We start from the raw sequence: 24,750 nt of genomic DNA on the forward strand, positions 1-24,750 counted from the left end.
TTAGACCGCATGATGCGGTAACACGAACTCAACGTCACTACGATGTCCACTTTTCATTAAAGACACTGCAATATTCAAAGGTGGTGCCCCCTCAAAGATCACTTGATGTAATGCCGTAGTGATGGGCATGTAGACATCCAACTCTTTCGCACGGGTATTAACCTGCACAATGGTATTGATCCCTTCTGCAGTTTGCCCCAAAGCTTTAGTGGCTTGTTCTAAATTTTGACCAGAACCCAAGGCAAATCCTACTTGATAATTACGACTGAGCGGACTATTACAAGTTGCAAATAGATCACCTACTCCTGATAATCCCAAAAAAGTTAAAGGATTTGCACCAAGTTTTACTGCAAAACGACTCATCTCTGCCAAAGCACGTGTCAAAATCATACTTTTAGTGTTTTCACCCACGTTATAAGCGGCAGCCATTCCCATTGCGACAGCATAGATATTTTTCAGCGCACCGCCCAGCTCAACGCCATGCACATCATCACTACCAAATACCCGAAATAAAGCACTGTGCAAAGCTTGTTGAACTGCATAACGTACCAGCTCTGAATCACTGGCAATCACTGTCCCTGCAGGTTGTCCTGCCATAATTTCTTTGGCTAAATTTGGTCCTGACAACACTCCATAAGGAACTTCAGGCAATTCATCACGGATAATATCACTCATAAAACTAAAGGTCTTCGCCTCAATACCCTTAGTCAAAGACACCACCGCTTGTGCGCTAATAAAAGGTTTAATTTGCTTTAAAACATCTCGAAATGAATGACTCGGAATCGCCACCAAAATAATGTCACGATCTCGAACTGCTTTTTCAAGATTTGATTCAGCTCTTAATCCTTCCTCTAAAGGATAATCAGGTAAATAACGCTGATTGATATGCGTTTCATTCATTTCTTTGGCAACTGCTGCATCACGAATCCAAATCATGGTATCGCACCCATTGCGCGTGGCAGTATTTGCCATAGCAGTTCCGAAGCTTCCTCCACCTAAGACTGTCACGCGTAGTGCTGTTTTTTGATTTAATACGACAGGTTCAACCAAATCTGAAAATTTTAACTCTGACATTTTTGTTATCCTACTAAACTCTTGTCCATTTATACCAATCGTATGGTTAGTATTTTAATTTTAAAGTGCTTGCCAAGTACTGACATAATCTTGTGTGTGTTGTTCCAAACGTGGAGCAATTGCTTTGGCTGCGCTCCCCACATAAATAATGCCAGAAATTAAATCTTGTGAATTTAAGCCTAATTTTTCTTTTAATAATGCCGACTCCACCACAGCACCACTACGCCACATGCTCGCAAAACCTTGTGCTTGTAAAGAAAGTAATAAGTTTTGAATCGCTGCACCAGTACTTAAAACTTGTTCAAATTTCGGTACTTTTGGATGCTCAACAAATTTTGTCACCGCTAAAATCAACAAGGGCGCACGAAATGGATGCTGTTTGACACGCGCTACTTGTGCAGGATCAATTTCACCTAAATCTTGTGCAGCTTGTGCCAGTAATTCACCAAATGCCAGACGCTGTTCACCTGCTACCACGATAAATCGCGTTGGCTTTAAACGATGATGATCAGGTGCTGTTAATGCAGCTTGAAATGCCTGCTCTAATTGTTCCATACTCGGCGCGGGTTCAACTAAGTTACCAACCGACTGACGTTGATGAATATTCTGATGCACAATTTGAAGATTTGAATCTATCATTGACCGTGTTCTATAAAAAACTTTTCCCACAAGATTAGCATAAACTTTTAAAAAAGCGTGTTATTTGCTGTATTTACCCAATACAAATTCTCTGATTTCACAGGATTACCATATAAAACAGCATTTTTAATACATATTTGGACATTTTTATCTGCATTCCTATGCTGCAATAATCTGATATTCATGTTTTATTTAGGGCGGACTTATGAAAAAAACTCTCGTGATCGCATCTATGCTATCTAGTGCTTTTTTGTTTACGGCTTGTAGCTCAAATCCAACACAAACTCAGGCTATTCAAAAGCCCAACAATCAATATGAAGTCACGGGCTTAGGTAAAAGCCAAGTCATTTCTAAAAATAATGCCATTAGCGCTGCTAACAATGCTTGTGGTAAAAAAGCGGCCCCTATCGTAGTCGATGAAAAAGTTGAATTTAATGGCGCTTTAAAAGGTGTATTTGATGAAGAAACAGGAAAAATGATTACGGCTGCGGCAGGTGTATTAGGCTCAGTGATTGGTAAAGGAGGAATTGAAAAAGATACAGACTATCAAACTACACTCACCTTTACTTGTCAGCCGAGAGCTTAATACAATAAAAATACTTAGGTGAATGGATCCCATAAGTTGAATAGAACTTATGGGATTTTATAAGGTATTCAAAATATAGTGGGGGTTTTAAAAGCATACTGATACTTTTTTCAACTGCCAAATTAAAATAGTTTGATCTACTTAAAATACAGTAAATTTAAATATATTTATCTCCATTTTTTATTGAGCAATTTAACACAGCGATAAATAAAAAATTAAGATATAAACCATATAAATCGACACACAATTATCAGTTTAATGTATGACTTGAATATGCTTAAGTAATCAAATGAAAGTTAAGCCAGATAAATTCAGTAAAACACGTGTATATTCTGTATAAATTTTAAAACTTAAAGCTTTAAACGTTGCATGTTTACATGACTTTTCTTAGACTGATACGCATATTTATTTTGACTTATACAACAAATTCTTGGAAGACAAATATGACGATTAAGCCCTTAGCAGTCGCTATTTTCTCAGCTTCATTACTAGCTGCGTGTTCTACAACCTCAATCAATAAAGCTCCCGAAAAAGCTGTCAACAATGAACCAATCGTCTACACTGAACCAGAAATATCACCACCATTTTATGCACTAAATCCATTTAACTATGACCAACCTCCTGTTTTTGAATTAGAATTACAAAAAGCAGCAGCAGCACCTGTACAAAAAATGGAAGTGCCTGATCCAAATAATCCTACTGCAAAAATCATTTTAGATACCAATAAACTAATTGTACCAACAGTCAACAATACCCAGCGTGCAATGAAATATGCTGTAATTGCTGGACAAGATGAAATTGATATCACCAATATCGATGATTTTTTACAAATGGTTGAAGGTAAAGCACGTCACTATCCGCCACAGTTTACCGATCGCCAAGAACGTCGTGGTTTTGAAAGTAAATTGAAAGAGGTTTCTGCTCAATTAGATACACTTGCAGCAAATCCAAATGCATCATTTGATATCTTGATCCGTGCATTTAAAGCCAGCATCATGGGGCGTAATTTAGATTTAGGTTCAAGTTACACCACAAAATCATTGGATTACGCACAACGTATTTTAAAAATTAACAAAGATGACCAAGAAGCAAACTTATGGTTTGGTTTCTCTTTGTCTGAAGGTGGCGGTCAAAAAGAAGCAATGCCTTATTTAAATAATGCAATGAAATCTGGCGTACAAGAAGCATATTTATCTTCTGTAAATAATTACTTATGGATGGATCAGAAAAAAAATGCGCTTCAAACTTTGAAAAACTACAAAGTGAAATATCCAGATGAAACAGAAGTTGTTGACCGCTTAGTTCAAGAAGTTGAAAAAGAAGGTCGCTACAATGTTTGGCAAATATTGAAAAACCCTGCTCAATCTAAATAATTGGGCAACTTTTCTAGATTGAAAGATAAAAAATAGGTTGAGTTTTATCAACCTATTTTTTTGTGAAAAAAATTGAATTTTTCATACAATATCGTATGATTTTTCTAAAATTAATTTATAGAGGATGCTCATGCAGCACAGTAAAAAAAATATACTGCTTATCCTTGCTGCAATGACACCTTTGCTCCTCAATGGTTGTCAAGTTGTCAGTGTAAAGAATCAGAAAGTCAATGTGACTATCGCCAATGAACGGGATAGCATTCTGACACGTAATAAAATCAGCGAGGCAAGTTTAAATGTCTTGTCAATGACAGGCAGTGAAGCTAAAAAGTGTACTGAACAACCTGATCAATGCATTCAAGACTTAGAAAAAATTCCACAGATACAAGATGAACAATTATTATCTACAGCAAGTGAAGTTTATCTTGCAAAAGCGATTGCACTCAGTAATTCATCTAGCTGCAAAGTTAGTATCATTTCTAAACACCAATCAGAAGAAAAGCAAAAACTGAATCAAGCGGCGTATGATGATTGCTTAGACCAACAGTTAGTCATGCTAGACAAAAGCATTCGTTATAGTTACGCCTACTTGTTTAAAACAGAACGCCAACCCCAAGATCGAATTTTTGATAATAGACAGGTTCAGATTCGAGATTTTTACAATCAAGCCTTAGCTAAAATGATCACTAGCTATGCTTTACGTTACAAAGGCAATAAAACCGTTCCCAAAGATATTAAAATTGGAAAAAGTATTTATAGCATTGACTACAGTCACTATCCGCAATTAAATACACAAGAAGTTGAAACTTTACTGTCGAGTTATAACCTTAACTTTTCGGGTTTACGCTCTCTTAACCGCAGAGACGGTTTCGGTGCAGAATTCGTTGCCATTTTGACTGCGCCTAAAAAAGCAGAGGAAGACAAATATATTGTTGATCCTCTCCATCATCATTATCAAGGTGGAGTCAACCCGAATATCCATGACCCACGTTACTTGGCAGTCAGTATTACCGCACAACCCCGAACAGGCGAAAGTGTGGATGAAATTCTGCATAATCCAAATTTTAGCTTAAAAATTTATGATCCTTATTCGATAGAAAAGATCCAAGTAGCAAAAAAACAATATCCGCTTGCTGCAAATTTCTCTGCACCTTATGGTTTATGGTTGGCTGAAAATAATTTAGGCGCTTCAGCGTATCTCACTTTGATTGATCGAGATGAGCACCTAACCATGCCACATTTATATATGTTAGAGCCGTTCAACCCTAACAAAAAGGTGATTGTTCTAGTACATGGGTTAGCCAGCAGCCCTGAAGCCTGGATTCGTTTAACCAACGATATTATGGGTGACCATGTACTGCGTGAACATTATCAAGTTTGGCAAGTGTTCTACTCAACCAATATGCCTATTTTAGAAAGTCGTTATCAAATTAATGCCATTATCAATCAAACTTTCAATTATATTGGACAAGACACGCCTGCTGCTAAAGATGCAGTTTTAGTGGGTCACAGTATGGGTGGTATTATTTCTCGCTTATTGGTGAGTGATATTAATTTAACTCAGCCTGCATTTAAACTACTAAAAAACCGCCAATTAAACCGCTTTAAAGATGATCCTATTCTTAGCGCACGTTTAAATATGCAACCAATCCCCAACTTTGATCGTGCGATTTTCCTTTCCTCGCCACATCGCGGTACTGAGTTTGCTGATCGTTGGTTTACTTTAGCTGCACGTAAAATTATTAAACTTCCTGGTGCTTTCTTAGGTGCTTTGGCTGATACCATTCAAGAGCAAGACTTAAATGTACAAAACTTTGTGAAAGATGTAGGTAATGGTCTGATTCAAAATGGTCCGAGTGACCTCAGTAATAACTCAAAATTCACTCAACTTACTGAAAATGTCATGCCTAAAAAAGGAATGGTTTATCATTCTATCATCGGCAATAGCACCAACAGCCAAGACCCTGATGTAATGTCAGATGGAATTGTACCTTATAAAAGTGCGCATTTAGATGGTGCTGCTTCTGAGATTATTATCAAAGGGGGACATTCTATTCAAGAAACGCCACAAGCTGTGCTTGAGCTAAGACGAATTTTAAGATTACATTTAGTGCATTTAGGTTTATACAAACCTTAATTCAGCTAAAAATAAAAAGCCTGAGCCAAAGCGCAGGCTTTTTAGCAACGGAAATAAGATAATCTTTGTTAGATAGATTTAAAGTTCAGTTGTTTTGCAGTTTTATCTGGATTTAGAAATAAAATCGCTAAAATAGCCACAACAACCAAATACACACCAATATAAGTAAAACTTTGATTCATTCCATAAATTAAGTTTGCAGCCATCTGTTCTGACAACATTTCCCCCTTATGCGGTTGTACATACCCTGCCCGATCCATCAAATGCCCGACCATTAAAGGTGATACAATTCCACCAATAGATGACAAGGACACCAATGTTGCCATCACTGCTGCACGTTGTTGTGAGCACACACTATAACCTACTGTCATGGTTGCTAATGGAAAAGTCATAGCTGCGCCAGCAGCAATCGTGATCAATAAAATTGCCAGATTTGCTTGAGTGTGGGGTAATAACAAAAATGAAATACCAGAGATTAAAATAATTACACCAAAGTTGATGCCAAGTGCAACATGAACAGTATGATCTCTTTTCATAAGTAGCCGTGAAATATAACCTGCAAACATCAACGCAAAAGCTCCCAAAATCCATGGCAATGTGGAGAGTGTACCAACCATTTGCGGAGTTAACTGTGCCACAGTCGCAATATATTTAGGTGACCACGTGGTGAGAAAACCTAATGGCCAAAAGCAACCGATCCCTGTTAATACCGCCACAATAAACATTTTCGAACTAAAAATCTTAAAATATGAAACAGGTTGCAGTTGATCTACAACTGCTGCAATACTGTGTGTATCAACATTTAAAACCTCATCGCTTTGTACTGTTTTTTGCTCAGATGTATCACCGATGTGGCTATATGGACCTTCTTTACAAACAAAAAACCAAATCACTGTCCAAATCAGACCAACGATGCCTAAAAACCCAAAAGCCCAGCGCCAGCCTAATTGTGGGTGTGCGATGATATACGCCAAGACTGGCGCAGCAATAATCGGACCAATTGTAGTACCTGCCGCCACCATACTACTTGGAAAACCACGTGAAGTGGGCTCAAACCACCCTTGTACATGTTGCAAACTAATCGAAGATGCAGGTCCTTCAGCAGCACCTAAAATCACTCGGGTAATCAATAGCGCCATTGCACCACCACCGAACAGCATTGGAAATTGTAATATTGCCCAGCTCACGCCCATCACTAAAATGATCCATTTGGTTTGAATTTTTCCTGCGACAAAACCAACCACAACCCCTGAAATTGCAAATAAAAAGAAAAATGAACTACCAATAAAACCAAACTCCGTACTGGTCATTGCAAGCTCTGCCATTGCTGATTCAGCAACAAGTCCCAAAACTGCTTTATCAGCAAAATTGATCATTTGAAAAATCATCAGTAAAGCAGTGACTAGCCATGCTTTTTTTAGCAATTTTGCTGATGTTAAATCGTGCACAGAATGATCCTTCATTTTTATACCTCCATGTGTAAGACTTTAAAATTTAAAGGTATATGTAGTTGCAATACGATCTTCAACAAAATCTGTGCCTGGTGTATTTCCTGCCCCATATTTAATATCTGCACGAATATGTCGCCACTCAAAGCCTAAACCTTTAAAGGTGCCTTCAGGTATGGTGTAATTGACAATGACATTTTTCTCAGTTTCTTGGTTATCTTTTAACCCTGGACGATAAATTTCACTCCCGTTCAAATAACGTAAAGTAAGTTTTAGACCTGGTATGCCTGCTTCTTTAAAGTCATAGCTATATAAAACATGCCAAGTAAACTCTTTGGCTCGATAAAAACCTAACGATGACCAACTTTGTAAAAATGGCTGTGGAACATACCCCCCTAATACAGGGATCGCATGTTCACCCATATGCTTTTGCACACCAGCGGTTAAAGTATTTGCACCATTTTGAATGGTTGTTTGTAAGCCAACTGACTGTGTATCAATATCACCCAAATAAGCATCGCCATCTTCAGTATAATTAAAATAGCGTGCATCGACTTTGACTTTGCTTTTACCGACTTGTTCGGTATAAACCGCATTTAAATAATGTTGTTGATAAATATCTTCGAGTTGTCCAAACCAGTATGCACCTGATAATTTTGTATTAAAGTTATAATCCAACCCGACAAAATTTAAACCATCGCTTTTTTTGTTTGGATCGTTTGAGCCTGCTAAAGTTAATTTTTCAAACTCATCATCATCACGTGCATTGATATGGGTAAAACGACCTGCTGAGATTTTTAAATTTTCAATCTCTTTGCTTTCTAACATTGCACCTGCAAAAGTAGTAACCAACTGCCGTGAATCATCAATCGCCAATACAGGTGTTTTGGGAAATAACTCACCTACTTTGAGTTCAGTATCTTGATATTTCAGTTTTAAAGTTGCACCCAGTTTAAAAAAATCACGCTCTTGTTTAGCTGCCGAGGAATCATAATGAAATACTGTATCCAATCGTTCTTCGTTATGATCACTTAAACGCAGCGCATATTGAAAACCAAGGTCTAAACCAACTTGCACTGGCGTATCGGTATAGCCTGACTCAAAACGACCAGTGAATCCTTGTGACCAACTTCCAAGATCTTTGTTTGTCCCCTCTAAATCTCGTTCCACATAAAAATTTCGTAAATATACTGACTTCTGACTGTCTTGCCAAAAATCTGCATAAGCGGTATTTATACTTAAAAAAGCTAAAAATGCTAGATTTACACCATGTTGTGCTTGGTATAAGCGATTGAATTTGAACATTATGGAAATCCTTTCCAAATATTTTAAAATTGTTGTACTCAGTCTTTAGATGCAGTCATCACGACCGTGTAGAGATAAAGACCACTCCGTTATATTTTATAAATCCCTTTATTTTTAAAAGATTTATAAGCATATAAAGATTTATCTCTCACTGTATTATTTTAATTATTAATGTAATTTTCCATATAAATTTAAGTATATATTTATACTTTTTGGCTATATTATTTTAATATTCTAAAAATGTTTATATATTTCAAGGTCATTTGATTCATTTGAAAATAAAATAGCGAGCTATTTCTGACTCGCTATTTTTCTAAATCGCAATAGAGATTTAAGCTAAGAAAGTTTCTTGTAGATAACGCCAGTACATTTTCCCATTCTGCTCCACCAACAAAACTGAAGCACGACGACTGGTTACACCTGCATCTTTGTGATGGGTTTCAGTATAATTCATCAAAATTGCATCATCTTTTTGCATTACAATTTCTGCATCAGAAATGACAATTTTTAAATCAGCAATATTGCCTTGGTTATTTTTAAACAACTGCACAACCTGTTCATATTGAATACGTTTACCTGCTGCACCCACCATCTCAAAGTCTTGTGTGAAATATTCTACCAGTTCGGCAAGTTGTGCATCCGTACCTTTTGCATTAAATACCGCTTGAATCAATTCATGTAAAGTGTAAGTACTTTGAATTGCTGCTTCTTTATTTAGAGCCATAATTTATCCTTATTCAGCGCCAATGATTTACCAATAATACAAATTTAAATGTAATTTTCAATTTAAAAATAAATTTTATCAGTAAAATATTGTTCTATTCCTGCATCGTGACACACAAAATTCCTTATAAGTCGATCTATTTCAAACTAAAAATAGAATAACCTTTAGTCTGCATTCATTAATAAAGCAATCCCTTCTGCTTCAAAAACCTCACGCACACATTCTAAAATGTTAGGAATATAAGCACTCTGATCCATGTTTCGAACAGACATCGAAATCGGGCTATAAGCCTCCAAATCTAAAATTGGAATATAAACTAAATTACGCATCCCAATTTCACTGGCACTTTCTGGAATCAAACAAATGCCCTCACCCGATGCAACCAAACCCAATGCCATATGAATTTCACGCACCTCTTGCATATTTTTAGGAACCAATCCTAATTCGGTAAAAATAGACTGAATCAGTGTAGAGAAATTGGGTTTTTGTGAGGCAGGATAAGAAAAAATCAACTCATTGGTAATTTCAGATAAATACACGCCTTTTTCAATATATTGTGCAAGAAAATGATTTTTATGCACTGCCAGTAGTAACTTTTCTTTACGCATTAAGATCCGTTTGATTGCAGGATCGCTGATTCTGAGACGACCAAAACCGATGTCAATTTTACCCAATTTTAATGCTTCAATTTGATCCTTGGTACCACATTCGATCAGCTCAACCTCTGTGTCAGGATTTTTTTGACGAAATAAAAAAATAATCAGGGGCAATAATGCATAAAGCAAAGAACTCACATACCCAATGCGCACGACCTTATTCACCGAGCTGATGCGCTTTGCCATAGAAGTCGCTTGTGCAGTATGGGTTAGGATTTGTACTGCATGTTGATAGAAAAACTGCCCTGCTTCTGTGGTTTTTACAGGACGAGAACCACGTTCAAATAATAAGATTCCTAATTCTTCTTCGAGTTTTTGAATTTGTCGGCTCAAAGGCGGTTGAGCAATACAAAGCTTTTCCGCAGCTTTGGTAATACTTTGCTCTTCGACAACCGTGACAAAATAACGTAAATGACGTAATTCCATTTTTTAAACCTCCATTTATATACCTTTTAAGTATTTAAAAATACCAATTTGGCTCTAGTTTAAGATATTACATTAATTTAGGGTATATAAATAGCTAAACACTTAAGAAATATTTGCAATGTATAAGTCCATAGAAACATTGCTTGTTGAGATACCAACCATCCGTCCGCACAAGATGGCGGTTGCAACAATGCAAACACAAACCTTAGTACTGGTGAAAGTAAGCACGGAAGACGGCTTGATCGGCTGGGGCGAAGCAACCACAATTGGTGGCTTAGGCTATGGCGAAGAAAGCCCTGAAAGTGTTAAAACCAATATTGAAACTTATTTTGCGCCATTATTAAAAACACTCAATGGTTTGAATGTCGCACAAACCATGCAAACAATTAACCGCAATATCAACGGTAATCGTTTTGCAAAATGTGCGATTCAAACGGCTCTACTTGATATTCAAGCACAACGCTTAGGTTTGTCTTTAAGTGAAGTACTTGGTGGGCGTTTGCGTGACAGCATTTCGGTGCTTTGGGTGCTTGCATCTGGCAATACGGAAAAAGACATTGCTGAAGCGCAAAAAATGATTGAAAGCAAACGCCACAATGTCTTCAAACTAAAAATTGGCTCTCGTCCTGTAGAACAAGATGTTGAACATGTTTTAGCGATTAAAAAAGCATTGGGCGATGACATTTCAATTCGTGTTGATGTCAATCGTGCTTGGTCTGAGTTAACTGCGATTAAAGGTATTCAAATGCTCCAAGACGGTGGCATTGATCTCATCGAACAACCTTGTGCCATTCACAATATTGATGCAATGGAACGACTGACGCGTAAATTTGATATTGCCATTATGGCTGATGAATCTTTAATGGGCCCACAAAGTGCATATGAACTGGCTAAACGTAATGCTTCTTCTGTTTTTGCAGTTAAAGTTGCACAGTCTGGCGGTTTAATCGAAGGCTGTGAAGTTGGGAAAATTGCCAATTTAGCAGGGATCGACCTTTATGGTGGCACCATGCTTGAAGGTCCTGTAGGAACAATTGCATCGGCACACGTATTTTCTACATTCAGTAACTTAGCTTATGGCACTGAACTTTTTGGTCCATTACTACTTACTGAACAAATTTTAAAAACACCACTTCAATACGAAAACTTTGAGCTAAAAATTCCAACAGGACATGGCTTAGGGATTGAATTGGATGAAGACAAAATCGACAACCTACGTCGTCAATAATTGAAGGAGTCGTCATGCTTTTCCAAGTAAAAATGGATGTTCATATCCCACTCGATATGCCAACTGAAAAAGCCAATGAAATTAAAGCCGTTGAAAAAGCATATTCTCAAGATTTGCAACGTCAAGGGAAATGGCGTCACATTTGGCGCATTACAGGTCAATATTCAAACATTAGTATTTTTGATGTTGAGAGTAATGAAGAATTGCACAATATCTTACAAGGCTTACCGCTCTACCCTTATATGGATATTCAGGTGACTGCCTTAAATCGTCATCCATCTTCAATTCGTGAAGATGACACCTGATCAAAAAAGCCAAACCATTCTAATTATTTAGGATGGTTTGAATCCATTTTATACACCATTATTTAAAGCTGAATAACTCAGCACAATGTTTCAAATGGATATTCGGCTTGTAAAGAATAGACAGCATAATTTTTATGCATAAGTATTTTGAAGTGATATTTACGCATAGCAATATATGGAAATGTAGATAAGGTTAAGGTCATGATTGATAAAAGCTCAACTTCCCTCAAGGAAGTTCTTTCGCAAATTAAAGACGGTTCAACTGTAATGATTGGTGGGTTTGGTACAGCAGGACAACCTGCTGAACTGATTGATGGATTGATTGAGCTAGGTATCAAAGATCTTGTCATTGTCAATAACAATGCAGGTAATGGTGACTATGGCTTAGCCAAACTTTTAAAATCTGGTGCAGTCCGTAAAATTATTTGCTCATTCCCACGTCAGTCTGATTCATGGGTATTTGATGAATTGTATCGTGCAGGAAAAATTGAACTCGAGCTCGTACCACAAGGCAATTTAGCTTGTCGTATCCAAGCGGCAGGTATGGGGCTTGGTCCAATTTACACACCGACAGGTTTTGGAACTTTGTTGGCAGAAGGTAAACCAACTTTAAATTATGAAGGTAAAGATTTCGTTTTAGAAAATCCAATCAAAGCGGATTTTGCCTTAATCAAAGCCCACCAAGGCGACCGTTGGGGCAATTTAGTCTATCGTAAATCTGCACGTAACTTTGGTCCAATTATGGCGATGGCAGCAGAAATCACCATTGCACAAGTATCTGAAGTCGTTGAACTGGGTGCGCTCGATCCTGAACACATCATCACACCAGGAATATTTGTTCAACATGTTGTTGCTGTCGGTTCTACTGACAATAAAGCACAGTCATAAGATACGGAGAAATTAAAATGAGTTATAACAAATTAAGCCGTGATCAAATTGCTGAACGTGTGGCACAAGATATTCCAGATGGCGCTTATGTGAACTTGGGTATTGGTTTACCGACTAAAATCTCAAATTATTTGCCATCAGACAAAGATGTTTTTTTACACTCTGAAAATGGTCTACTCGCTTTTGGTCCTCCCCCAGAAAAAGGTGAAGAAGACCCTGAATTAATCAACGCAGGTAAAGAATTTGTCACCATGCTGACGGGTGGAGCATTTTTTCATCATGGTGATTCCTTTGCCATGATGCGTGGTGGTCACTTAGATATTGCTGTATTGGGCGCCTTTCAAGTTGCTGAAAATGGTGATTTGGCCAACTGGCATACAGGTGCACCCGATGCGATTCCTGCGGTGGGTGGTGCGATGGATTTAGCCGTTGGTGCGAAGAAAGTGTTTATTACTACTGATCATGTCACCAAGAAAGGCGAACCGAAAATTGTCGCTGAACTGTCATATCCAGCTACAAGTTTGAAATGTGTAGACCGTATTTACACTGATCTTTGTGTGATTGATGTAACAACAGAAGGTCTGAAAGTGATTGAAAAAGTAGATGGTTTAAGCTTTGAGGAATTGCAGTCGATGACAGGTGCTAAGTTGATTGATACCACGGTTTAAAACAGCTTAACGATATTTAAAAACTCCCTAAGTACCTTTTTTAAATGTGAATATAACCAATAAACCTCTTTTCACATTGGAAAGTCTCCCTCCTCTCAGGAGGGACTAAGGGAGGTGAAGCATTAAAACAGTATTGAATCGCGAATGGACCAGTCCCTCTTTTCAAAAAGGGACTTCAAAGCATAAATCTCCCCTCTTGCGAAGCACTGCTTCGCAAGGGAGGGATTCAAAGATTTTGGAATATAGAACATGAAAAACGCATATATCATTGATGCCATCCGTACCCCATTTGGACGTTATGCAGGCGGTCTTGCGCCAATTCGTGCTGATGATCTTGGTGCATTACCCATCAAGGCATTGATGGAACGTAATCCATCTGTGAATTGGGAATTGGTTGACGATGTTATTTATGGCTGTGCCAACCAAGCAGGTGAAGACAACCGTAATGTTGGACGTATGTCTGCACTTTTGGCAGGTGTGCCGTATCAAGTGCCTGCAACGACAGTAAATCGTTTATGTGGTTCGTCTCTAGATGCTGTAGCAATGGCAGCGCGTACGATTAAAGCAGGTGAAGCTGATCTGATTATTGCAGGCGGTGTGGAAAGCATGAGCCGTGCACCATTGGTAATGGGCAAATCTGACAGTGCTTATGGGCGTAGTCAAAAACTTGAAGACACCACCATGGGTTGGCGTTTTATCAATCCAAAGCTGAAAGAAATGTATGGTGTTGACACCATGCCACAAACAGCCGAAAACGTCGCTGAACAATTCAATGTCAATCGTGCAGATCAAGACAGATTTGCCTTAGAAAGCCAAAAACGAACTGCAATTGCACAAGCCAATGGTTTCTTTAACAAAGAGATTATTACTGTCACCATTCCGCAACGTAAAGGCGATGCCATTGTCATTGATACCGATGAACATCCTCGTGCATCAACCACAGCTGAAGGCTTAGCCAAACTTAAACCTGTAGTTAAAGCTGATGGAACAGTCACCGCAGGTAATGCATCTGGAATTAATGATGGTGCAGCAGCCCTTTTAATTGCATCGGATGATGCAGTTGCAAAATATGGTTTAAAAGCGCGTGCTAAAATTATTGGTGCAACCACGGTTGGTGTTGAACCTCGCATCATGGGATTTGCACCTGCGCCTGCAATCAAAAAATTGCTTGCTCAAACAAGTTTAACTTTAGATCAAATGGATGTAATTGAACTGAATGAAGCTTTTGCAGCACAAGCTTTGGCAGTCACGCGTGATCTCGGTTTAGAAGATGGTGCAAAACACGTCAATCCAAATGGTGGAGCAATTGCGATTGGTCATCCGCTTGGTGCATCAGGTGCACGTTTAGTCACAACAGCCCTGAATCAACTTGAAGCAACCCATGGTCAATATGCACTGTGTTCAATGTGTATTGGTGTCGGTCAAGGGATCGCTTTGATTATTGAACGTGTTTAAGAAATAACAGCTCTTTCTTCCTTCCTTTCTCAAAGGAGGGATTGAGGGAGGATTAGGAAAAGAAAATGCCAAAATTTACCTCTAACGATGCCGAAATTAACTACCAAACTTTTGGTAATGCCAATCAGTCTGCCGTTGTATTTTCAAATTCACTGGGTACAAAATACAGCATGTGGCAACCGCAAATTGATGCCCTAAAAGATGATTTCTTTATCATTTGCTATGACACGCGTGGTCACGGCGCATCTTCTGCCCCACAAGGTCCCTATACCATTGACCAACTTGGACAAGATGTAATCAACCTACTTGACCATCTAAATGTTAAAAAAGCCAATTTCTGTGGTATTTCAATGGGAGGTTTGACAGGTCAATGGCTTGCCATTCATAAACCCGAATATTTTAACCATGTCGTTGTATGTAATACCGCAGCCAAAATCGGTCAACAACAAGCATGGAATGATCGTGCCAAACTGGTACGTGAACAAGGGCTACAACCAATTGCTGCAACTGCAGCTACACGTTGGTTCACAGAACGCTTTATCCAAAGCCAAGCCGCAATTGTAGAGTCTTTAAGTAACGACTTAGGAGCTGGCAGCGCAGAAGGTTATGCAAGTTGTTGCGAAGCTTTGGCTAAGGCGGATTTACGTGAAAACTTAAAAAGTATAACTGTGCCCGTTTTGGTCATTGCGGGTCAACAAGACCCAGTAACAACTGTTGCAGATGGTCAGTTTATAGTAGATCGTATTGCAAACAGTCAACTGTTTGAAATCAATGCTTCCCATATTTCAAATATCGAATGTCCAGAAGAGTTTACTCAAGCAGTACGCCAGTTTATTAAGTAATTACTCTGCAATTTTAATTTATTTTTTTCTTAAGGATGTAATATCAATGTATTGCATCTTTTTTTGTGACGCACTTTTAACTGCTGTGTGCTGAAATATGGAGTAAACTAAATATCCCCATAGGCGCTTTTATTATTCGCAAAATCAGGTATTAAGGTTGCTAATTTCAATGCCATTTGCTTTTCCTCACGCAACTTGAGAGTATTTACCTGTATTTTCGCACATCGTATCAACCACGCTTTATTGGTTTTGGTAGTTTCATAAAAACCTAAAATCCTTGACGTAAATTTAACTGTGAAAACGGCAAAAAGCGCAGATTATGCCGATATTACTGATAACAGTATATAAATTTCAGGCATTAAAAAGGGTTTTAAGCCATTGAAATGTCTTAAAACCCTTGTGCCATAAGGCTTGTATCTTGGTAGGTTTAACCTCTACCAAACTTTTATATAAACAATTGTTTTATATTTAATTATTTTTAAGATAAATTTTAGTGTACACCACAGTGTACAAATTATCTGTTGCTAGGTTTTATAATAAGCCTAATACATAACATTAAAGGTATGGTCATTTTATTATTTTTAAATTAAATACCTCATTCACATATTCTCAAACTTATCTATGAATGCTTGAAAGTTTACTAAAAATTGCCTTTCATACTCATCATGCTTGGCGACCATCGCCTTAAATGTTTTATGGTGCATGTTTAAAGGTTTGCTTATTCTTTTAATAAATGGCACATGGTTATAACTCCAACCTAGCTTATCCCTCATTTTGTGCATGTGGTAACGTGGCTTATCTTTTTCGCTCATTTGCTGAATGGCATAGTTTGCATTATTACAATGTCTGCATGTGAAATATCCGCTTTCCGAAAAATACAGTTTGGCAACTCGCTTTCTACATTTTTGGGATGGACATATAAACCATGACCGTGTTCCGCCGTAGTGACAGGTAGTTCGATCTATACGGATGATATAGCAATAAGATTCACCATTGCAGTGATAAGAAAGCGTTAATTGTTGATCTTGATATCTGTAATCAATATTAGCTCTTGTTTCATTGGTCTTTGCATCTCTCCAGTAATATGAGCCTGTACCATTTTTAAAGATGCCTTGTTTCTGCATCACTCGGCTATCCATTGCTCTTAGGCTCTCAATTTGTACTTTTGATTGCTTAAACATCCTCAAAACTCACTATTTTTGAATAAAAAGGCTTATTTTTGATGAAAATAGGGCTAAAAATGACTAGAAATAGCTATAAAACAACTAAAAACTCGCTATTTTACCTTGACAGTTAGCACTTTGTATAACGCGGCTCTAAGCCTTATACAGCAATAATTACAAGGAATTTAAGCATTTTTCCGTTGCACTTTTTCCCTAATGAGTAAGCATCCGGCTAACACAGCCTTACCAAGCGATCCTATAAGCCTTAATTTAGTTCCCACCTAAAAACAAGTGGGGACTTAATCCATGAACATGGATATATATTCAGCAACACCTCCTGTTGCTAAAAAACGCAGAACATACAGCAAAGAATTCAAACTCAGTATTGTCAATGCCTGTAAAAATCCTAATACCTCGATCGCTTCGGTCGCACTGCAACATAGTATTAATGCCAACCTTGTCAGTCGTTGGATCAGGATCTTCAGCCATCATGAGGGTGCCGTGCAGGATCCTACTCATGTGAATCCAGCATTTATTGCTTTGCCTTACACTGCTGCAATCAGCCAACCTATTGATGAGAGGATCACGTTGTGTATCACCGTGCCTCATACGAATAATGATATTCAGCTAAAATGGCAGACATCAGAAATACCTGCCTTGGCAGAATTACTCAAGGCACTTGCAACATGATCCGCATTGATGAAATCTGGTTGTCTACTCAGCCCATGGACATGCGTGCAGGTATGGATACGACCATGGCTCAGGTGGTGAGAGCCTTTGGCTACATCAAACCGCATTGTGCTTACCTGTTCTGTAATAAACGTGGCCATCGCATGAAAGTACTGGTACATGATGGACTGGGCATCTGGCTGTGTGCCCGGCGGCTGGAACAGGGCAAATTTCACTGGGCTCAAGTTCACCAAGGTGAAACCGTGGCCCTCAGCCCGGAACAGTTACAGGCACTGATCCAAGGTTTGCCCTGGCAGCGCATTGGACGACAGCAGGTGGTGACGATGCTTTAAACCAGGCTGTTCCATTCTGCTATTCTCCAAACGTTCTATTTCATTCTTCTCATGACCTCAGGCATACTGCGGTCATGAATACGCTGCCTGACTTAAGCCAACTGACCCATGAACAACTGCTGGAATTCACCAGACAGTTGGCGATGCAGCATCAGTCTCTAGCACAATCAAATCAAGAATTAGAAAAATCAAACCAGCAATTGGATGCCAAAGTTCAACATCTTGAAGTCACCAATCAGCAATTAGATTCTAAAGTTCAACATCTTTCTATTCTCAATCAAAAATACGAGCATGAACTCGCACTATTTAAACAGCACAAATTCGGCAGTAAAAACGAACATCTCACTGCAAAACAAATCCACCTGTGGGATGAAGCGGTTGAAGAAGATATTGCTGCGGTTGATCTAGAACTGGAACGGCTAAATGCAGATAAAACCGATGCAGCGACACAGAAAGCCAAAACCAATAAACCTAAACGTCGACCACTGCCAGATCATCTACACACCATCCGTATTGAGCATGAACCTGCATCAACCCAATGCGCTTGTGGCTGCCAACTCCGTCGTATCGGCGAAGATGTCAGTGAAAAACTGCATTTCAGACCGGCACAGTTCTATAAGGAACAGCATGTGCGTGGTAAATGGGTCTGTGATCAGTGTGACACCCTGACTCAGCAAGCGATGCCCGCCTATGTGATTGATAAAGGCATTGCTTCACCTGAACTGCTCAGCCATGTTTTGGTATCGAAATATGCCGATCATTTGCCGCTGTACCGTCAACGTCTGATCTATCAGCGGGCGGGAATCGAACTTTCTAGATCAACTTTATCTGACTGGATAGGTCGCTGCGGTGTAGAACTGGAACCTCTAGCCAATGCCTTAAAAGAGGTGGTACTACAACAGCAGGTGCTGCATGCAGATGAAACACCGGTCACCATCATGCGGATGGGTGAGAATGATAAAAAACCGAAGAAAGGTTATGTCTGGGCCTATGCCACTACACAGTACAATCCAGTTCAGGCGGTGATCTATGACTTTCAGGATAGTCGTTCAGGCCAGCATGCTGCAGAGTTCTTGAAAGGCTGGCAGGGTTATCTAGTCTGTGATGATTACAGTGGTTATAAAGCACGCTTTAAATCAGGCCAGGTCATTGAGGTGGGCTGCATGGCCCATGCACGTCGTAAATTCCATGAACTGCATGTAACTGGGAAAAGTCAGGTCGCTGAACAGGCATTAGTGCTGATTCAGAAACTGTATGCGATAGAAGCAGAGCTCAGGAAAAAGACCGATGGTACAGCGGAAGACCGCCGCGAATACCGACAACAGCATAGTCAACCAGTGATGCAACAACTATATGAATGGCTCAACCAACATCATCTGACAGTGCCATCGAGTTCTCCCACCGCCAAGGCCATCAATTACACTCTGAAGCGTTGGCCAGCTTTAAGCCGCTATCTGGATGATGGCAATCTACCTATTTGCAATAATTGGGTCGAGAATCAGATGCGTCCCTGGGCGTTGGGGCGCAAGAACTGGCTGTTTGCAGGTTCGCTGCGCAGTGGTCAGCGAGCGGCAAACATCATGACGTTAATCCAGTCAGCAAAGCTGAATGGCTTGGATCCGTATGCCTATTTAAGTGATGTGCTGAAAAGGCTGCCGACACATAAAGTGACCCAGATTGAAGAGTTACTGCCACACTGCTGGAAACCTAAATCGAATTAAAATTGGTATGGGATTCAGCGGACGCTTACCCTAATGATTTAGGTAAAGCAAGATAAAACTCATATACTTTGAGCTAAATAAATAACCATTTAGATATATGTATTGTAGCTAGATAAGGAGATTTAGCTTTAAAGTGAACTGATCGGCTGCTTTCCTTCATGCGCTTCAGTGCATTTTATTCTACTGGTGAGTTGTTCGGGTTCATTATGTTTTTCACATTTCAAATGGCGAGTTCAATCGCCTTGATCTGTAGACAATGACAACTAAAAACAACCGTCCAAAAGCTTGTCGTCAAAAAAGACGGACAGGCATATCTGAGCTGCTCCCTTAAATGAAGGATGAGGTAATAGCAGTACCATTTATCGATAGTGCTTTTTCATTATTCTTAGATAGATTAATAATGGCCATGAAGCTTTAATTTCTACTTCTTAAGCAATCATCAAATTTATTTTTATTAATCTGATCCTTAACATGTTGAGATGCTCCAGTGACTCCCCGAAAAATTGTAGTGGCATTAATAGAGTAAGCATCACAAAAATTTAATACATCACTTGCAAACTTATTTGGTAAGTTTATTTTTAATAGCATAGTGTGTTGTTCTTTTTTAGCAACTAAATCATTAACCAACGTGACTTCCTTAATTCTTTTTTTTTCATCACAGAATGTGCATTTGGAATCCCTAGTAACATCTTGTCGAACTAAAGTAAAACACCCTTGTTGGGAAGAAATATTTTGATTTAATGACTTGGGAACATCGATTATTTCTATATTTTTTTTCTCAAAATCATTAAGTAAATTGATTTTTTCAATATCCATGCACCATATTGAGAAGTCGCCCTCTATATTGTTATTCTTAACTACATTTGAAGCTGCAAAATAACATGCAACTAAAGGTTGATAGCTCCAGTCTAAAAGTTGAGTCGAAATGCCATAATGCTGTGCAAAACTTAGTAATTCATAATATTCACTCAGAGGCCATTTTGCTGGAGCTAATGCACAAGAGTTTGGAAATTCATTTAGAAAATTGTTTCTAAATATCATTGAATCATAGGGTATTTGAACGCCATTTAAATCACATGCCTTAACAAATGAATGTAAATAAGTCCATTCTACAAAGGCTAAGCCATCAAATTTTCTTGCTATAAAATGAGGTATTGATCTAAATAAATTGGGAGTCAGCTCCCATTCTGAGTTCTCTTGGCCTCTAAATAGGAGCTTTTTATTTGCATAATTTAAATACTGTCTAAGATTTTCTTTATCTGGTCTAATTAACTCAATAAAATTATCTATATGATCAATATTAATTTCAAAGTAACCACGCTCTGGATAATCAACTTTTTTCATAAATATCTTTTAAAACTTAAACTAATCAATATGACAAAATATCAAGTTCTAACTTACTTAACCACAAAAATATTTAGTATCCCTGGATTCAATATTTGGTTTTGATTTTTTGTCTTACGTAGTCTTACAAAATGAATATTCGTCAAAGATGACGTAAAGCCTACACCATATAGCTCTAAGCCTAATTTATGATGATTTTGGATGCTGAGCTGTAAGACTAAATACAGGATATCATTTGAAATGCGACCCTTTGACATTTCAAATGTGATAGGACGTGTTCTTACTATACGTAGCTATACAAAAGTTAAGTTTTATTAAATCCCTGTATGCTTTACATAGCATGGCTCTGAAGGGGTTTTTACAAGTGTTTTCAAACTCCGCTTGTATAGCAAGATTTAAAGTGATTTTGTGATACAGATTAGGGGTATAAAAGTACTCCAATCCCTATTGGATTTCAAATCTATAAGGGGGAATCTTGCATGACGTAGCATGACAAAACCAACTTTTTTGTTGGATGTAGTTAGACAAAACGAGTGTTTATTAAAAATGCTGTATGCCTTATATGGCATGGCTTTTAACGTGTTTTTATAGTTAATTTCATACGTACCTTGTCCAACAAATAAAAAAGGTCTGTCATGCAAGATTTAGCAATATGAATTGATCATCACTCAATAGCTGCGTTGTCATCTTAACAATACAGCTTTTAAACTTTTACCTTGATGTACCTTGATGGAATGCGGTTTTAATAAAATGGCTGTAATGCTTATTTAGTAAGGTTTTGATAGGGTTTTATAGTGCTTTGGCGTTAGTTGTCATCAAGGTAAATACTAAAGATGCTGTATCGCTAAATTCGCCCATTTAGGTTGACGTAGGTTGACAGAATGGAGTTTTATTAATATCGGTTATAGTTATACGGCGTAAGGCTTTGGGGGTGATTTTATGTGTTATTTCGCTATACCTCGTCAACCTAAATTAAATGAACTCAAATTGAGAATTAAGTTATTTTTTTCAAAGCAAAGTGCAAAAATGCGTTTTGTAGTTTATTAAGCCTGTTAAATAAAACGAGCTTTCAACCATCAGGGCTTCAGTGATATATCAACTTGGTCGTATTTAGAATCGCAGCAAGTTAAGCCTCAATGGTTAAAATGACCATGCAGATATTAAAAGCTCCTCATATTTAAGGAGCTTCTTTTTTAAAGCAATAGTAATGCCTACCGATCTGCACCACCTAAACATACCCATTGTGGTATCACCTAAATTCGGCACCACTATCTAAATTTTAATCTCACATTGTGAATATATTGATTGCAAAACCCCATCATTCTATTAACATCCCCCTAAAATAGGAGGAAATTATGAAAATTAATGATTTAAAAAAGGAATTAAAAAAGGTTGGAATGTATATTTTTACATTTTTTTTTGGGTATTTGGTTATTGGTTTTTTCTTAAATAGTAATTACCCAACTTATCAATATTCTTTTAATCTTATTAAAGCCTATGAAGTTCTTAGAGATGGATTGACTCTATCTGCATATTTTCTTGCTCCCGCAGTAGCTTTTGTACTTTTTAATGATTGGCGAGAACAGCACAATAAGTCCGTAAAAAATGATTTCGCTTTAAAGGTATTCAATCAATTTGAAAGCCTTGAAAAAGAAATTCATAATGCTGGAATGATCTGGATCGAAATGGACCATTTAGTACCAGATAAATTTAAGAATAAACTCAACTTAGAATATCGACCAATTTATATAAATGATAAATTATTTAAAGAAAATGAAGTGTTAATTCTTAGTTTTTTTAAAAAAATTAATGATATACAAGAAGAGTTTAATATATTTTTAGATAAATTAAGGTATTGGGGAATAGTTGAAAAAAAACAAAAGGAAATATTTGTAATAGCAAATTCTCTTTTAATTAGGTTTGGAGAGGTAAGTGCTAAGAATGAAGATGAAGAATCTTACTCGGAGTATATACAATTTTTAGAAATAACATCTTCAAAGGTAAATCAATATAATGAGTTTTTAAATGAGATTTCAAGTATTGTGATTGCAGACCTTTTAATGCAATTACAGGAAAATTAAGAAATAAACAAAGCTCTCACTTATAAAGTTAGTACGGTTTTTTGAGTATTTTATATGCAAAACTACTGTTACTCACCGCAAATTTTATCTAGTAATATTTTTGTTACGTCATAAAGTGGGCAATATGTAATCACTGTTACGTCATACACTGGCTGCAATTTAGGCTTTGTTACGTCATAAAGTATAGTTTTGGGTGATGACCAAAGTGACGATTTAGGTATTTAAGTAATTGTTTAAAAATAATATAGGGGTGATGATCAAATTCATTTAATTTTGATATGTGTTGAATGACCGTCCAACATCCGTTTAGAGGGTGTAAATAATTCTGTGTAAATACAGTTTTAAAAATACTTGGTTACACGCTCTTCAAACATGATACTAAAGCGGTTCATAGCAGATTTCCAATTTTGGATAGGCATTGTCCATTTTTTGCTTGCTGCCATAATCGCTAAATATACCACTTTTTTCACTGAATCATCAGTCGGGAAGATTTTTCTTTTCTTGGTCGCATGACGGATCACGCTGTTCAATGATTCAATCGCATTCGTTGTGTAGATTGCTTTACGAATATCCATAGGATAAGCAAAGAACGTGTTGAGATTCGGCCAATGCCCGAGCCATGATTTGCTGATTTGAGGGTATTTGTCATCCCATTTCTGACCAAATTCATCAAGGGCGTGTAAAGCTTCATCTTCGGTTACCGACTGGTAGATTTTCTTCAAATCAGATGTAACGGCCTTATAATCTTTCCAACTGACATACTTCAAGCTATTGCGTACCATATGGATAATACACAACTGGATATGGGTATCAGGATAGACCGTATTGATCGCATCAGGAAAGCCTTTTAATCCATCTACACATGCAATCAGTATATCTTGTAAGCCACGATTCTTCAGTTCGGTGAGAACTGATAACCAGAACTTCGCCCCTTCGTTTTCAGCCATCCACAGTCCAAGTAAGTCTTTCTGCCCCTCTGCATTGACACCCAAAGCAAGAAATACAGCCTTGTTGATGACGGTGTTGTTATGTCGCACCTTCACGACAATACAGTCTAGGTAAACGATTGGATAGAATGCATCCAAAGGGCGGTTTTGCCATTGAGTGACTTGGTCGATCACAGCATCTGTCACCTTGGAAATTAAGGTAGCAGAGACATCTGCATCGTACATTTCCTTGAACGTGGCAACGATATCTCGTGTCGTCATTCCTTTAGCATAAAGGGATAGAATTTGACTATCCATTTGCGTGATTCGAGTTTGACTTTTCTTGATGAACTGAGGCTCAAATGTACCATCACGATCTCTAGGCGTGTCTAGCTCAAACTCACCATCATCAGTCAGTAGGCGTTTAGTTGTATAGCCATTACGAGCATTTTTACCTACTCTAGGACTATGCTTCTCATAACCTAAATGGTCAGTGAGTTCAGCATTTAGAATAGTTTCCACCGTTAATTTCTTTAGAGCTTTACTGAAATTATTCAGGTCAGCTTCTGTCTTTAAGTTCTTGGCAAATTCTTTGGCTAATGCCAGCATTGCTTCATCTTTCATGGTAAACACCTGTGTTGCCCCTAACAGCGTTGAGGGATAGTCTAAGCGTTTACACAGTTTTATTTACAGTCTCTCCGTTTAATTTTTTCATTTTTATATATTTTCTTAGAAATCT

General features: G+C 37.9%; 22 protein-coding genes. 13 read left to right on the forward strand and 9 right to left on the reverse strand.

Going from position 1 to position 24,750, the window contains the following annotated elements:
- Together DJ533_RS11770 and DJ533_RS11775 are read right to left on the reverse strand one after the other, a co-directional pair.
- Positions 1-1,074 (reverse strand): NAD(P)H-dependent glycerol-3-phosphate dehydrogenase, encoded by a 1,074-nt coding sequence (locus tag DJ533_RS11770; RefSeq protein ID WP_065992848.1) that lies wholly within the window; start codon positions 1,072-1,074, stop codon positions 1-3.
- Positions 1,075-1,134: 60 nt separating this feature from the next.
- Positions 1,135-1,713, reverse strand: coding sequence for a nitroreductase family protein (locus DJ533_RS11775; protein WP_065992846.1), 579 nt, complete (start codon positions 1,711-1,713; stop codon positions 1,135-1,137).
- A gap of 205 nt (positions 1,714-1,918) precedes the next feature.
- Here DJ533_RS11775 and DJ533_RS11780 point away from each other — a divergent pair, with 205 nt between their 5' ends.
- From DJ533_RS11780 to DJ533_RS11790, 3 genes are all read left to right on the forward strand, one after another.
- Entirely contained in the window at positions 1,919-2,299 is a 381-nt protein-coding gene (locus DJ533_RS11780) for a hypothetical protein (RefSeq protein ID WP_065992841.1), read from the forward strand.
- A gap of 443 nt (positions 2,300-2,742) precedes the next feature.
- Positions 2,743-3,672, forward strand: a complete 930-nt coding sequence (locus DJ533_RS11785) for an ABUW_2363 family tetratricopeptide repeat lipoprotein (RefSeq protein WP_065992840.1) — start codon at positions 2,743-2,745, stop codon at positions 3,670-3,672.
- 124 nt (positions 3,673-3,796) lie between these two features.
- Entirely contained in the window at positions 3,797-5,809 is a 2,013-nt protein-coding gene (locus DJ533_RS11790; RefSeq protein WP_065992838.1) for an esterase/lipase family protein, read from the forward strand.
- 68 nt (positions 5,810-5,877) lie between these two features.
- Here DJ533_RS11790 and DJ533_RS11795 read toward each other — a convergent pair whose 3' ends face one another.
- The 4 genes from DJ533_RS11795 to catM form a co-directional block, all read right to left on the reverse strand.
- Positions 5,878-7,272 (reverse strand): MFS transporter, encoded by a 1,395-nt coding sequence (locus DJ533_RS11795; protein WP_065992835.1) that lies wholly within the window; start codon positions 7,270-7,272, stop codon positions 5,878-5,880.
- Positions 7,273-7,296: 24 nt separating this feature from the next.
- The gene (locus DJ533_RS11800) at positions 7,297-8,562 is read right to left on the reverse strand and encodes an OprD family outer membrane porin (RefSeq protein ID WP_065992833.1); all 1,266 of its coding nucleotides are present in this window, start codon (positions 8,560-8,562) and stop codon (positions 7,297-7,299) included.
- A gap of 331 nt (positions 8,563-8,893) precedes the next feature.
- Entirely contained in the window at positions 8,894-9,286 is a 393-nt protein-coding gene (locus DJ533_RS11805) for a DUF4440 domain-containing protein (protein ID WP_065992831.1), read from the reverse strand.
- Between the two features lie 164 nt (positions 9,287-9,450).
- On the reverse strand, positions 9,451-10,368 hold the full coding sequence (catM, locus tag DJ533_RS11810; protein WP_065992828.1) for a cis,cis-muconate-binding transcription regulator CatM: 918 nt from the start codon (positions 10,366-10,368) through the stop codon (positions 9,451-9,453).
- Positions 10,369-10,486: 118 nt separating this feature from the next.
- On the opposite strand from catM, the gene DJ533_RS11815 reads away from it, so the two are divergent.
- From DJ533_RS11815 to pcaD, 6 genes are all read left to right on the forward strand, one after another.
- Positions 10,487-11,596 carry a muconate/chloromuconate family cycloisomerase gene (locus DJ533_RS11815; RefSeq protein WP_065992827.1) on the forward strand — a complete coding sequence of 370 codons (1,110 nt, stop codon included), beginning with the start codon at positions 10,487-10,489 and terminating at the stop codon, positions 11,594-11,596.
- A 14-nt stretch (positions 11,597-11,610) separates the two neighbouring features.
- Positions 11,611-11,901, forward strand: a complete 291-nt coding sequence (gene catC / locus DJ533_RS11820) for a muconolactone Delta-isomerase (protein ID WP_065992825.1) — start codon at positions 11,611-11,613, stop codon at positions 11,899-11,901.
- A gap of 201 nt (positions 11,902-12,102) precedes the next feature.
- A complete protein-coding gene (locus DJ533_RS11825; protein WP_065992823.1) occupies positions 12,103-12,789 on the forward strand; it encodes a 3-oxoacid CoA-transferase subunit A in 687 nt (228 codons plus the stop codon).
- A 17-nt stretch (positions 12,790-12,806) separates the two neighbouring features.
- Positions 12,807-13,457 carry a 3-oxoacid CoA-transferase subunit B gene (locus DJ533_RS11830; protein WP_065992821.1) on the forward strand — a complete coding sequence of 217 codons (651 nt, stop codon included), beginning with the start codon at positions 12,807-12,809 and terminating at the stop codon, positions 13,455-13,457.
- Between the two features lie 249 nt (positions 13,458-13,706).
- Positions 13,707-14,912: a 3-oxoadipyl-CoA thiolase gene (gene pcaF / locus DJ533_RS11835; RefSeq protein WP_065992818.1), complete on the forward strand. Its 1,206-nt coding sequence runs from the start codon at positions 13,707-13,709 to the stop codon at positions 14,910-14,912.
- 65 nt (positions 14,913-14,977) lie between these two features.
- Positions 14,978-15,754: a 3-oxoadipate enol-lactonase gene (gene pcaD, locus DJ533_RS11840; RefSeq protein WP_065992817.1), complete on the forward strand. Its 777-nt coding sequence runs from the start codon at positions 14,978-14,980 to the stop codon at positions 15,752-15,754.
- Between the two features lie 599 nt (positions 15,755-16,353).
- On the opposite strand, the gene DJ533_RS11845 is transcribed toward pcaD, so the two are convergent.
- Positions 16,354-16,935, reverse strand: a complete 582-nt coding sequence (locus tag DJ533_RS11845) for a hypothetical protein (protein ID WP_065992816.1) — start codon at positions 16,933-16,935, stop codon at positions 16,354-16,356.
- Between the two features lie 288 nt (positions 16,936-17,223).
- Here DJ533_RS11845 and DJ533_RS11850 point away from each other — a divergent pair, with 288 nt between their 5' ends.
- From DJ533_RS11850 to DJ533_RS11860, 3 genes are all read left to right on the forward strand, one after another.
- The gene (locus tag DJ533_RS11850; protein WP_001055589.1) at positions 17,224-17,607 is read left to right on the forward strand and encodes a transposase; all 384 of its coding nucleotides are present in this window, start codon (positions 17,224-17,226) and stop codon (positions 17,605-17,607) included.
- Positions 17,604-17,939 (forward strand): IS66 family insertion sequence element accessory protein TnpB, encoded by a 336-nt coding sequence (tnpB, locus tag DJ533_RS11855; protein WP_000618091.1) that lies wholly within the window; start codon positions 17,604-17,606, stop codon positions 17,937-17,939. Before DJ533_RS11850 ends, tnpB begins: the two co-directional genes overlap by 4 nt.
- Before the next feature lie 74 nt (positions 17,940-18,013).
- Entirely contained in the window at positions 18,014-19,660 is a 1,647-nt protein-coding gene (locus DJ533_RS11860; RefSeq protein WP_001094417.1) for an IS66-like element ISAba16 family transposase, read from the forward strand.
- Positions 19,661-20,074: 414 nt separating this feature from the next.
- On the opposite strand, the gene DJ533_RS11865 is transcribed toward DJ533_RS11860, so the two are convergent.
- Positions 20,075-21,004, reverse strand: coding sequence for an FRG domain-containing protein (locus DJ533_RS11865; protein WP_065992815.1), 930 nt, complete (start codon positions 21,002-21,004; stop codon positions 20,075-20,077).
- 1,355 nt (positions 21,005-22,359) lie between these two features.
- On the opposite strand from DJ533_RS11865, the gene DJ533_RS11870 reads away from it, so the two are divergent.
- Complete coding sequence (locus tag DJ533_RS11870) at positions 22,360-23,085, forward strand: hypothetical protein (protein WP_065992813.1); 726 nt, start codon at positions 22,360-22,362, stop codon at positions 23,083-23,085.
- A 341-nt stretch (positions 23,086-23,426) separates the two neighbouring features.
- On the opposite strand, the gene DJ533_RS11875 is transcribed toward DJ533_RS11870, so the two are convergent.
- Positions 23,427-24,635, reverse strand: coding sequence for an IS256 family transposase (locus tag DJ533_RS11875; protein ID WP_065992812.1), 1,209 nt, complete (start codon positions 24,633-24,635; stop codon positions 23,427-23,429).
- Between the last annotated feature and the right edge of the window lie 115 nt (positions 24,636-24,750).

The organism is Acinetobacter defluvii, from assembly GCF_001704615.3.
Taxonomy (GTDB): domain Bacteria; phylum Pseudomonadota; class Gammaproteobacteria; order Pseudomonadales; family Moraxellaceae; genus Acinetobacter; species Acinetobacter defluvii.